This is a genomic window from Microcoleus sp. Pol17C6 (assembly GCF_036701145.1).
Lineage (GTDB): Bacteria > Cyanobacteriota > Cyanobacteriia > Cyanobacteriales > Microcoleaceae > Microcoleus.
In genome coordinates, this window is sequence record NZ_JAUBQH010000016.1 from 47,052 (window position 1) to 58,855 (window position 11,804).

Consider the following 11,804-nt stretch of genomic DNA (forward strand, 5'->3'; position numbering starts at 1 on the left):
GGTGGCTTTTCTTTGCGCTCAAGGGTTCCAGAGCTTTTGCCATAACAGCCCCATTACTTGTCCTTGTTCGGGGGTGAGCGCCAAGGCACTATGTAAAATTAATCCGTTGCCACCGTTGCCTGTGGGTCCATATCCTTCCCGTTTGGCTTTAATGCTACCATAATCTAGAAAGGTGGTATCTCCTACGGATAATACGACTTCATATTCTTCCACGGCTTCACAGGTCATTTGACAGTGAGGTTTAATTACTTTGTCAAATTTTGTTTTGCTGTTGGCAAAAACTCATAAGCTCTTTTTAGCTCGTTTGCATTTGAGAATATTTCTGACAATGCTTTCCCAAACCCTTGGCTTAGGGCTTGGCCCATTGCATAGGCTCTATTGTTTAATCTCTCATCTCCTAATTCACAACTTGCAAAATTTTTCTCCCACCACTTCAACATTTTTGCCTGCCTTTACTTGATTTTAACCAGATGATATCACCATCTACCCCATTTTGCCTAGAATGACCTCCTACTCTACCTTTCAGAGATGCCGTGAAAAGTAAGGTAGTGCCCCCGTGCCTACCCCTCCCCAGCGACGCGATCCATTGGCATTGCAGCGATAGAGCACGGACACGGAGGCACCGCCCTACGAAAAATGAAACCGCCCTGCCCCTTGGGGGAAATGAGGGAGAAAAGAAGTAGATAGTTTTCTGCCGGGAACGGAGTAATGAAAAGTCGATGAGAAGTCGATGAGAACTCACTCAAGTTCTCAAATAGCCACGTGATTTAATAAAAATAGAGTAGAAGCAAGGCGCAGTAGGCGAGGTTTGCAAGCCCCACCGCACTCAATGGACTGGATGAAAACGACGCTAAAAATAACTTGCTTGTATTTCTTGGCATCGACTGTTCGATTAGGCGATATTAGACAAGCTACGCCTGCACTCGCTGTTTGACTCTAGAATCCCCATGTGTTTACGGTGGGGAGTATGTCAATCACTTGAAAACTACTCTGCTAACACATTTGGACAACCACCATGCAGCTTAAAAAAAATCCTCAACTCGATGCACTCAACAAACAAGCAGTATCGAGAACAACCATGCAGCTTAAGACAAACCCTCAACTCGATGCACTCCATAAAAAAGCGGAATCTTCAGAAAAAAATATTCTCCCTGACAAAAAACGTAAATCATGGGTAGGAATCTTACTGAGGATCACTTTTATTTACTTTCCTCTGGGCAGCATAATAGTTGGTGCGATCGCCCTCCCTTCTTTTGTCGGTTGTGGTGGCAAGGCGAAGCAATCAGAAGGTAAACAATATGTTAGCTCAATGAACAAAGGTCAACAAGCAATATACGCCGAGGAGGGCGCATTTTCCAATTCCGTTAATGCCCTAGGCCTCGGCATTAAAACTCAGACAACCAACTATAACTATTCAACCATATCTACCAAAAATTCTGCGTTTAGTTATGCTGTAGCCCGCAGCAATAATCTTCGTAGCTATGTCGGGGCTGTATTTTTAGTACCTGTTTCCCAAGCAGCTAACAAAGAGAAGACTACTGTATCCATTCTATGTGCAGCAAATTCTCCTGGAAATACCCAACCGTCTGCTCCTATCCTTCAGAATGGTAATCCTGTCTGCGCTGCTGGTAGTAGCGACGTATTTAAGTAAATATCGACATTAATCAGAATCTCATGTTACCTGAAATTGTCAAAGGCTTCATCGTCTTAGCGGCCATCTTCATTCCCCTCGAAAGAATCTTATCCTTGCACAAGCAAAAGATATTCCGTCTCGGATGGGCAACCGATGCCACATATTTTTTTACAGGTCACTTTATTGGCAGATCCGGGGCTATTATTGTGACCGTAATTTTGTCGCTAATGACTAATTTACTCAACCCGGAATTGCAAAGCAAAGTAGCCTCTCAACCTGTATGGTTGCAGTTGGCAGAAGCAGTTATCGTTTCCGATATGGCATATTATTTCGCTCACAGACTACTGCATGAAGTACCCTGGCTTTGGCAATTTCATGCAGTCCATCACAGCATTGAACACATGGATTGGTTAGCAGCAGTGCGGGTGCATCCCTGTGAGCAACTCTTTACTCAGATTTGCAAAATTATGCCTCTTTACTGGTTGGGATTTACCAAGGAGAGTTTAGTGGTTTATGCTCTTTACTCGGCGGCGATCGCGTTTTTAATTCATTCTAATATTAAATTAAAATTTGGTATCTTAAAATGGTTCGTAGCAACCCCACAATTTCATCACTGGCATCACAGTAAAATTCCCGGAATAAACAACAAAAACTTTGCTGTTCAGTTGCCACTGTTAGATTTGCTATTTGGCACTATCTATATGCCAGCAAAAAAAATGCCTCATAAATATGGAATCTCGGATTCTATACCTGCTGGATATGTCGGACAAATGTTCTATCCATTTTCAAGGATGATGAAAAATGCTAGATAAAAATGCAAAACCAGGTATTAATCGCTATTCTCGCCTTTTGCTGGCAATTATGGGTTTTGGCTTGACGAGTGTTGCTTCTGTGGGTGCAGTTGCCCTATTTCATCACATGGACATCCTAACTTTTATCGCCAGTTTAAATACGAAACAAGTAACTGTTGCTCAATTGCAGCAGGGTAAGTTGAAACCAGTGATTTTGATCGATGTGCGATCGCCCGAAGAATACGCGGAAGATCGCATCGGTGAAAGTCCGCTGGTTCCCCTAACTGATATTGAGTTAGGGTTCGGTGTCAAGCAGGTGCAATCCATTGTCAAAGCAAGGGTTAAATCAGATCGACCTCAGCCATTAATTGTACTTTATTGTGCCAGAGGAGGGCGATCGGTTAAAGCATACAAACAGTTGGAAAAACTCGCTCGGTATTCCCAAGAATCTGCGGGAAATGAGACTAATAAGATTAAGGATATTAGCCTGAATGTTGTTGTCCTTTCAGGAGGTATCAAAGCGTGGCGGCAAGCAGTGCCGGCTCAAAAAGATGCCCAGATATTAGCTCCAATTACTTTGGGGAGTTTGATAAAGTCTCCGTCAGTCACCCTGCTTTCGGAATGAATCGGGGCAGTTGTGACTAAATTGATTTCTGTCAAATCTCTATCAATGGAAGGGTGTATACGGCTGACTGATTCGCTATGTTGAAAGTAATTAGCCAGAATCCTCAGCAATCTGCAACGGTTGGCTGTTTGGGCAGGCAGCACAATAATCAAAGTCATAATAAGTTGATTCCATGCAAAACACGGCAGATTTACTCCCCAAAATAGACTCGCCGAGTCTTCCCAAAAAGCAACCCGCACCCCCAAATTACGAAGCAGCCGATCGCCAATTTGTCAATTTGCTAGAAGTCGAGGATTTAGACAAGACGGTGGCGACAAAACCGTTACTTGTCAGCGATTTTGAAAGCGCGATCGCCTATGCAATTCAAGCAGCTTACCAACAGCAACCGGGCGATGAGGCCGCTCACCGCTTCTTGCAGCGCGTACTTTACCGTATCAACCGCCTCAACTTGTTTTGGTACGACGATTTGCGCCGCTACAATAACGAACGATCGCACTATTTGCGTTCCGTGCGCGATCGCATTGAAGAACCTTGGCAGCAGTGGGAACTCGCACAAATCGACGTTGCAGCGCTGCAAAAATTGCCGGATGTCAAGCAAGCCCTGCGCGATCGCGCCGCCGCCGATGTCGATCCTCCGCTAACTGAGCTCGATCGCTACCAGCGGGAACAGATGACTGAAGAGGGATACAAACACCTGCTGGCGATCGCGTCCTTCGACGGTTTAGTTGAAGCCAGCCGCCTTTCTCGCATCCTCGGCGGTGCCGGCAACGAAATTCAGTGCACCCTTACGCGAGTGCTGATCGAAGAATACGGCGGCGGTCGCCTCCCCCGCAAGCACTCGACCTTTTTTGCTCAAATGCTGTCTGAATTCGGGATGAGTACAGAACCGGAAGCGTACTTCGATTTAGTGCCTTGGCAAGTGCTCGCAAGCATTAATCACAACTTTCTGCTGACGGAACGCAAGCGCCATTTTCTGCGCTACAACGGCGGACTAACTTATTTTGAGGTGGCCGGGCCCGTCGCTTACCGCAATTATCTAGCCGCCGCCCAGCGTCTAGGCCTCTCGCACGCTGCGATGGGTTATTGGGAACTGCACATCAAAGAAGACGAGCGTCACGGGCGCTGGATGTTGGATGAAGTGGCGATCCCGCTGGTTGATAGATACCCGCAGGACGCTTGGGAGCTGGTGTTGGGGTACGATCAGGAGAAGTCGATCGGCGATCGGGCTGGCGCTGCTGTGGTGCGATCGATCCAAGCCACAGAACACAATTAACAGCTATATCGTAGGGTGGGTCAGAGACTGATGCACCCTAGATCTTGCACCGTTCTCAATAAGCTTTTGAGGAACAGGCAAGATGCCTGTTCCACAAAGAGTTTATTTCTTGTGGAACAGGCATCTTGCCTGTTGCTGACAATGGTGCAACATCTCAGAGGCACGCTACCAGCGCTGTATTTTAAAATGCTGTCATTAACTGAATTAGCTCGATCGACAAATCTCTTTGCGACTTTTGGTGCTTCTTAAACAAAACTCCAGCCAACAGATAGATGTTTTCCGAATAAAAAGCCATTCCCTGTTCTCTGAGAGTGGCGATCGCGCTTTTCACTTTGGGTTCCGAACTATAATAGCCAAAAGTTAAAGGTGCAATTTCAAAATTCGCAACCGAGTAGCCTCGATCCAAGGCATAATCGATCAAACCCACAGGATTAGAATAGCTAGAAACCATCAGCAAAACTTCATCGCAGCCCAAAGATAAAAGTTTCTTAGCAATTGTCGAACCATCACTCCCACCGTGCAACAGCGGCTGGTAAATCTTATCATCCACCGCCGGCAAGTAAGGCGGATTTGAGATGACACAATCCGCCGACTCGTATAAAGGCGAATCAAAAAAAGAGCAATTGTTGACCGTATATTTTTCGCTCAGTTGATATTCCTTAATTTGAGACTGAGCAATTTTCCAAGCTACATTATTTAGCTCAAATCCCTGTATTGTCCCATCAAAATCACTTCTCAACAAAGACTTAATAACTGGACTTCCCTCTCCTGAACCAAACTCTACGATAAGTCGAGAATTGTCACTAGCATTTAACACTAAACTTTCCAAGCAGTGCGCGTAAAAATCCGATTCTTCCGGGCAGTGGAATACCTGTTTCAGAGGATGGGATGAAGTGAGCATAAATTCTGTAACAAAGTTGACTATTTTCAAAGTATCGAATAAGTAATATTCCAGCCATCTGTCGCAAGAGCTATTTTATCAACTTGTGCAATCTATCTCTTCCTGTGTTATCTGGTGCGATCTAATAACTATTACTGCCGGCAGATTATCCAATTAACTAGATTAATCCGATTGACAGATTGCAATTAGAGCGATTGCTGGTGAGATAGTACCTAAGCTAATAATTGTAAATTTTAATAGTGTCAGATATGACCTTTTTTAATTATTCAGTTCCGCCTCTGCGCCGGAAACAGCTTAACATCGAGGTTCAGGAGTTAGAAGGGCTGTGGCAGGTTCAGTTTCCCCTTGGCAAAGATCGATTTTATTCGCAATTTTATACTTGTCTCGATCGAACTTGCTTGCTGTGGAGCTTGCTGTTGATACCCATATTCGGGACAGCACAATTTTTTTCTGTGAGTTGGATGCTGCAAGCAGGTTTGTGGTCAGCGCTTAGCCTCGTAGGTACAGCCGCAATGGTAAGCATGACATACTCTTGGGTCAAAATAGAACGCCTGATTTGGGTGCTTTACGGTTGGGTAATACTAATGTTATTAGGATTGCTGCTAACCGATTTAGCAATTTTTCTCAGTTGGGGAAAAGTGTTGGCGAATCTCTGTCCCCTGTGGTTGGGAATGAGCGGAATTGGGTATTTGGGGACGGGATTTGCAGTGCGATCGCGCGCGCTTTTAGCTGCAAGTTTACTTCACCTGTTGGGGATTTTAATTTTGCCTTTCACGGGCAGTTGGTCTTTCCTATTTACGGGAACCGTAATGGTATTTAGCTTGCTCGTTTTAGCCGAATTGCAATGGGATATGGCCCAGCCGGTTAACAAACTGCGTTAACTTCTGTACCACCGCGATTCCCACAGGTATCAAGGTAAAGCATTAACCAAAAGTGATGAGTACATTGCTAATGACTGATGATCTCATGCCCGCTAGAATAACGTCACTGCAATTGGTTGATAGTGAGGATTCTTCCTTCTCCTCAAAATTTGAGGAATGAAGCCCTCACTAAACAACGGATAGGGGTTATGTTAGCGGACACGATATTACTGATGGCTGATAACTAATTGCCACCAGACTGTACAGATTTGCGGGTTTGGTTAGTATCGTCGCCCTTGTGATGCCACGTACCACCTTCGCCTTGAACGTATTCAGATTTTACGCTGTTCCAAGCAACGCTAGCAGCACCATCGGCGCTCATTCCATCTTCACTAGCGCTCTTAAAAGCGGCCTGAAAAATTTGTTTCGCTCCTTGGGGGAGTTCTTGTGCTTCTGAAGGTAAGGTATCAAATTGTTGTTCTGGCATAATGACCTCTAATTATTAAACACAAATTAAATCTTATATACTAGAACCCACTCCTTTCCTCTCTCTAAAAGCCAGTTTTAAACCACATTTTTTTTCATACCGACGACAGATGTAATATTATTTTTTTTGAACTGCTTATAGAATTGAGTTGCCGTTGCTGGTTCAGCCGTGTTTGGGTAATTTCTTTTCTGAAACAGTCATTAATATGATTTCGGCTTTTTCACTTGCGAATTTAGAAAAAGCGATGAACATTAGATAGCCAATTCTGGCAATAATTCGATACAGCATACTTGATATCTGCTTGTGAAATGTGTTAGAAAATAAGCGCTATCTGGCATAGTGTGGGCTTTACTATATCAGAGTTTAGCCGATCGCACTCTCAAGCAATTCTGACGAGTGCGCCGCCGCTGGTTAATGTAATCTCGTGCGGGTTCGACTTGGATAGCCCTCAGTTCGCCTTCCTATTTTAGGCTAGTCAAAATCCAGTCCAAAGCCCTGCTGTTGCGCCGTCGCAGGTGTTTTGGCGAATCAAAACGGTCGATCGGGCGTTTTGAGATAATTTAGTTTCGGGGAAAGTTTGAGCGGTATTCTGTCAGCGCCCAAATTGCCAGCAGCAAGTTAAGGAAAAATAGCGCTCAAAAAATTTTAAAACTAACTCCTATGGCGTAGGCCCAACCCAAAATTGACGGTGAGAAAATCAATAATTTCTCTCTCAAAGCACCAGCCACCGGAGAAAATTTATAGGAACAACCGCCCGCTTGTCTCAGAAACCCGGTTGATGCGTATATGTCTCGTTACTCAACCCAAAATTTTTCAGATCAACCCGCTTTTTATCCCCCGTACACAAATTTTGATTGAGCTAGTCGGCCGCTCAATCAAATTTCATCCACCACCTGAAATAAAAAGCCATTTTGTCAAATATTCCTAAAGATGAATGGCGAACTTGAACGATACCTAATAGCTTATAAACTGTTAACGCGGCGGTCTAATTTTTCCGTGGGAAACAATCCAGGAAACGGGACTAAATATGTTCCCTTACCTTCATTATTCCGCAGCGAAGGTTAGAAAATTTGCACGTTACGCTGTCAATTTGACCCTGCGGTTTTGGCATCACAAGCGATCGCAGCACTCTATGCAAAAGCAAGCATTACCATGAAATCTTCTAAATTGTTGAAAGTTGTTTTAGCAAGCGCTTGTACTTTAGGTTTAGCAACGGTTTCCTTAGCAGTGCCTGCTTCAGCCCAGTCGGGCGGTGCTGGCGGCGGTGCTGGTGGCGGTTCTGGCACAGGTACAAGCGGTACAAGCGGTACAAGCACCGGTACAACTGGCACGGGTACAAGCGGTACAACCGGTACGACTGGCACGGATACAACCGGTACAAGCGGTACGAGTGGCATCGGTACAAGCGGTACCAGCGGTACAAGCGGTACGACTGGCACGGGTACAACGGGTACAAGCGGTACGACTGGCACGGGCACAACGGGTACAAGCGGTACGACTGGCACCGATACAACCGGTACAACGGGTACAACTGGTACGACTGGCACCGATACAACGGGTACAACGGGTACAACTGGTACGACTGGCACCGATACAACGGGTACAAGCGGTACAACGGGTACGAGTGGCACCGATACAACCGGTACAAGCGGTACGACTGGCACCGATACAACGGGTACAAGCGGTACAACGGGTACGACTGGCACGGGTACAAGCGGTACAACCGATACCACTGGCACGGGTACAAGCGGTACAACCGATACCACTGGCACCGGCACAAGCGGTACAAGCGGTACAAGCGGTACGACTGGCACGGGTACAACGGGTACAACGGGTACAACGGGTACAACTGGTACGACTGGCACGGGTACAAGCGGTACAACCGATACGACGGGCACGGGCACAACGGGTACAACCGGTACAACAGGCACCGGCACAACGGGTACAACCGGTACGACAGGCACGGGCACAACGGGTACAACCGGTACAACCGATACCACATCGACGCCGGCTGATACTAATTCTGGAGTTTTGAGTGCTCGGCGCGATAGCCCCAACAATTTCGGGTGGCTGGGTGCCTTGGGCGCCTTTGGTTTGATCAACTTGTTTCGGAAAGGCAGTACACCATCCCATCGGTAGTTTCGGGCGATTCCCTAGGGGATAGCTTCGCTTCATGTACTTTTGAAAACAACTTAGAGGCTTAGAAATTCATGACTTCACTCAATCGCAAAAGTTTGTTCAAAAAATTGGTAACAGTTGCCGGAATTGCCGGCGTTAGTTCCTTGATAGCTGTGCCGGGATTCGCAGAATTAAACCGCCAGACTCACGGCTTCAACCAGTCGGGCGATCGAGTTTTTGAGCTTGCTGATAGCGACTTAAACGATCCTAATTCTCCGGGACCTTCTGTTACAGATCCTAACAACAACAATCCTGGCGGTTCTCCCAACACTCCAAATACCCCCACCAACAACACTCCCGGCCGTTCTCCCAACACTCCAACTACCCCCAGCAACAACACTCCCGGCCGTTCTCCAAATAGCCCCATCAACAACACTCCCAGCCGTTCTCCCAACACTCCAACAGGTGGCGAAACTTCGCCTAATTCTCTCAGCAGCCAAGACAGAAACTTTGTCATGCAAGCAGGTCAACTTGGTATGCTCGAAGTGGAACTCGGCAGATTGGCAGTGCAGCGCGGTTCTAGTGCTAGTGTGAAACAATACGGGCAAGAAATGGTTGACGAACACACCCAGGCTAATCAAGAACTGATGCAGGTAGCAACGCAAAAAGGCGTAAAACTGCCAACCGAAATGAGCAGCCAGAACACAGCTTTGATGGAGCGACTTTCGGGACTCTCCGGTAGAAGTTTTGACACTGCTTACAAGCAGGCTATGATCGAGAGCCACAATCAGGCTATTTCTCTGTTTCAGGCTCAATCTCAACAGGGACAAGATGCCGACTTGAAGGCTTGGGCCACCCAGAAGTTGCCGAACCTTCAGGCGCACTTGCAAATGGTTAACCAAATGTTGGCAGATACCAGCCAGCCCCAATAGGAGGTACAGGAGGTAGAGTGCGATCGCCTAAAAGCCAATCGCACTCTATCTTTGCCGAGCAGAGAGGGAACAGCAATAGATTCTTTTAAACTCTATAATTTTTGAGAACAATGGAAGATTTTCTCCGCAGGTTGTTGGGCAGCAATATTACAGCGACGTGGCTGTTATTAATCGTAGGGTTTTGCTGGATTGCTTACATACCTGGTCGTCTGAACACTTAAAAATTATCCATTAAAACTTCAAAATTAACTAGGTAGGCGCAAATAAACCTTACCGTTGAACAGACTAAGTTATAGGGTGCCTTAAAGCCTCAGATTTTCTACGATATTTCATGCCATATCTCTGACACACGCTACAACTTAGTCTAAATTAATCATTTTTTAACAGACAGGCGTTCGATCGCCCGATCGCGGAAACAAGCAAGTGCGATCGGGCGATTTATTCAAACTACACAAAATTAATTAGCCCTCAGTTTCCACAAAAACACTCACAGCCGCCACAGCGATTAGCATTTCATCATTTTTATCATTCAGAGAGGCGATCGCCCTTCCTGGCACAATCATGCCTCCTTGCTCCACAATCAGAGTTTTGCTGCCAAAAGGCAGCACCGCCAACACCTCCTGTTCCCGCACTTGTTCCGGGTAAGGAACAGCCACCTTAACCTCAACAATCATCTGATTCGGGTCAGTCAAACCCGCCACTTCCCAGACCCCCAGCAAAGCATTGTGGGCGATCGCATTCCGTACAGCCCTGGCACAGGCTACAGTCGGTTCCTGCCCGTGCTGGTCTACCCCCATCCCCATTTCGATGATGAAACATTTACGTGCCATAGTTGCCCCTTGATGGATTTTTGTTTGTAGTCGTTAGCGAAGCCCTCGAAGAGGATCGCACTCTTTCCCCAAACAATTATCAACCTAATAGACGGCTTTTGATATTATTTTATCAATCGCTATAACAACAAAAGAATAATACCAGTCTAAAAAAAATCCAACTGTAAGCAAGCTTCAAACCCTTATCAAATCAGCCATTCTCAATCTCAAATCTCAAATGGTATAACTTATGGTAATATAACCAAATTCAGCTTTCCTAGCGGACTGCCAAACTCATCGCCAGCTTGAATCATGGATAGTTTTCTACCAATTGCCTACTTTCAAAACCAATTTCTCCCCTTTACCGACGCCAAAATTTCCATAGCCACCCACGCACTGCACTACGGAACCGGAGTCTTAGGCGGGTTGCGGGGAATTCCCGACCCCCAAAATGCCGATCGAATATTGCTATTTAGATTAGACCGCCACTGTCAAAGATTAAGTCAAAGTGCCAGCTTCCTTCACTGCGATTTACCAGCCAGCAAAATCCAACAAATAATCATTGATTTTGTCCAGAAAAACCAACCCACAAAATCATTTTATATCCGCCCTTTTATCTACACATCCAGTTTAGGAATTGCCCCGCGACTGCACAACGTAGAAACCGACTTTTTTGTCTACGGATTAGAACTTTCAGACTATTTGCCCAAAGAAGGAGTCAACTGTAGAATTAGCTCTTGGTACCGCCAAGAAGACCGCAGTTTGCCCTTAAGAGGTAAAATTAGCGGTGCTTACATCACCTCAGCATTAGCTAAAACAGAAGCAGTACAATCAGGCTTCGACGAAGCTATTATGATGAATACTCAGGGAAAAGTCAGCGAAGCTTCAGGGATGAACATATTTGTCGCCAGAAACGGTAAATTAGTTACTCCAGGTTTCGAGCAAGATATTCTCGAAGGAATTACCAGAGACAGCGTTATAACTATCGCTAGAGACTTAGGAATTGAAATAACAGAAAGACCAGTTGATAAATCAGAACTGTTGATTGCAGACGAGATTTTCCTCTGCGGAACCGCCGCCAAAATTACGCCTATTAACCGAGTAGAAAACTATCAATTGCCCCAAAATAGACCCATCACCGAAAAGATTTTGGACAAACTCACCGCGATTATCGAAAATCGCGACAGCAAGTACAAAGACTGGGTATTTCCGATTAATCTTAATTAACCGAAAATACCTGCGAGCGTAGAAGCGAGTTCACTCGTTACCAGGCTCTGCCTGGTAACGCAGATCAGGAGGCTTTGCCTCCACATTCCATGGCAGCCATGCGAGGCAGAGCCTCTGGATATCGGTTCCCAGGCAGAGCCTAAGAACC

Annotated in this window: 13 protein-coding genes; 8 read left to right on the plus strand and 5 right to left on the minus strand. The window is 45.9% G+C overall.

The window, feature by feature from the left end:
- Positions 1 to 18: 18 nt before the first annotated feature.
- Complete coding sequence (locus QUA25_RS29455; RefSeq protein WP_442923235.1) at positions 19 to 228, minus strand: hypothetical protein; 210 nt, start codon at positions 226 to 228, stop codon at positions 19 to 21.
- 17 nt (positions 229 to 245) lie between these two features.
- On the minus strand, positions 246 to 440 hold the full coding sequence (locus tag QUA25_RS10565) for an IS4/Tn5 family transposase DNA-binding protein (protein WP_333037406.1): 195 nt from the start codon (positions 438 to 440) through the stop codon (positions 246 to 248).
- 575 nt (positions 441 to 1,015) lie between these two features.
- Here QUA25_RS10565 and QUA25_RS10570 point away from each other — a divergent pair.
- The 4 genes from QUA25_RS10570 (at position 1,016) to QUA25_RS10585 (ending at position 4,322) form a co-directional block, all read left to right on the plus strand.
- Positions 1,016 to 1,651 carry a type IV pilin-like G/H family protein gene (locus QUA25_RS10570; protein WP_333037407.1) on the plus strand — a complete coding sequence of 212 codons (636 nt, stop codon included), beginning with the start codon at positions 1,016 to 1,018 and terminating at the stop codon, positions 1,649 to 1,651.
- A gap of 23 nt (positions 1,652 to 1,674) precedes the next feature.
- Positions 1,675 to 2,445, plus strand: a complete 771-nt coding sequence (locus QUA25_RS10575) for a sterol desaturase family protein (protein WP_333037408.1) — start codon at positions 1,675 to 1,677, stop codon at positions 2,443 to 2,445.
- The gene (locus QUA25_RS10580) at positions 2,435 to 3,049 is read left to right on the plus strand and encodes a rhodanese-like domain-containing protein (RefSeq protein WP_333037409.1); all 615 of its coding nucleotides are present in this window, start codon (positions 2,435 to 2,437) and stop codon (positions 3,047 to 3,049) included. The genes QUA25_RS10575 and QUA25_RS10580 overlap by 11 nt, the downstream gene beginning before the upstream one ends.
- 172 nt (positions 3,050 to 3,221) lie before the next feature.
- Entirely contained in the window at positions 3,222 to 4,322 is a 1,101-nt protein-coding gene (locus tag QUA25_RS10585; protein WP_333037410.1) for an iron-containing redox enzyme family protein, read from the plus strand.
- Between the two features lie 181 nt (positions 4,323 to 4,503).
- Here QUA25_RS10585 and QUA25_RS10590 read toward each other — a convergent pair whose 3' ends face one another.
- Positions 4,504 to 5,223 (minus strand): SAM-dependent methyltransferase, encoded by a 720-nt coding sequence (locus QUA25_RS10590; RefSeq protein WP_333037411.1) that lies wholly within the window; start codon positions 5,221 to 5,223, stop codon positions 4,504 to 4,506.
- Between the two features lie 248 nt (positions 5,224 to 5,471).
- Between QUA25_RS10590 and QUA25_RS10595 the strand changes: the two genes are divergently transcribed.
- Positions 5,472 to 6,104, plus strand: coding sequence for a hypothetical protein (locus QUA25_RS10595; protein ID WP_333037412.1), 633 nt, complete (start codon positions 5,472 to 5,474; stop codon positions 6,102 to 6,104).
- Between the two features lie 223 nt (positions 6,105 to 6,327).
- Here the strand turns inward: QUA25_RS10595 and QUA25_RS10600 are convergent, their stop codons facing one another.
- Positions 6,328 to 6,570 (minus strand): ChaB family protein, encoded by a 243-nt coding sequence (locus tag QUA25_RS10600; RefSeq protein WP_333037413.1) that lies wholly within the window; start codon positions 6,568 to 6,570, stop codon positions 6,328 to 6,330.
- A gap of 1,152 nt (positions 6,571 to 7,722) precedes the next feature.
- Between QUA25_RS10600 and QUA25_RS10605 the strand changes: the two genes are divergently transcribed.
- Both QUA25_RS10605 and QUA25_RS10610 read left to right on the plus strand, forming a co-directional pair.
- On the plus strand, positions 7,723 to 8,709 hold the full coding sequence (locus QUA25_RS10605) for a hypothetical protein (RefSeq protein WP_333037414.1): 987 nt from the start codon (positions 7,723 to 7,725) through the stop codon (positions 8,707 to 8,709).
- 71 nt (positions 8,710 to 8,780) lie between these two features.
- Positions 8,781 to 9,620, plus strand: coding sequence for a DUF4142 domain-containing protein (locus QUA25_RS10610; protein WP_333037415.1), 840 nt, complete (start codon positions 8,781 to 8,783; stop codon positions 9,618 to 9,620).
- Positions 9,621 to 10,081: 461 nt separating this feature from the next.
- On the opposite strand, the gene QUA25_RS10615 is transcribed toward QUA25_RS10610, so the two are convergent.
- Positions 10,082 to 10,450 (minus strand): Lin0512 family protein, encoded by a 369-nt coding sequence (locus tag QUA25_RS10615; RefSeq protein ID WP_333037416.1) that lies wholly within the window; start codon positions 10,448 to 10,450, stop codon positions 10,082 to 10,084.
- A 291-nt stretch (positions 10,451 to 10,741) separates the two neighbouring features.
- Here QUA25_RS10615 and QUA25_RS10620 point away from each other — a divergent pair, with 291 nt between their 5' ends.
- Positions 10,742 to 11,656: a branched-chain amino acid transaminase gene (locus QUA25_RS10620; protein WP_333037417.1), complete on the plus strand. Its 915-nt coding sequence runs from the start codon at positions 10,742 to 10,744 to the stop codon at positions 11,654 to 11,656.
- Positions 11,657 to 11,804: the final 148 nt, after the last annotated feature.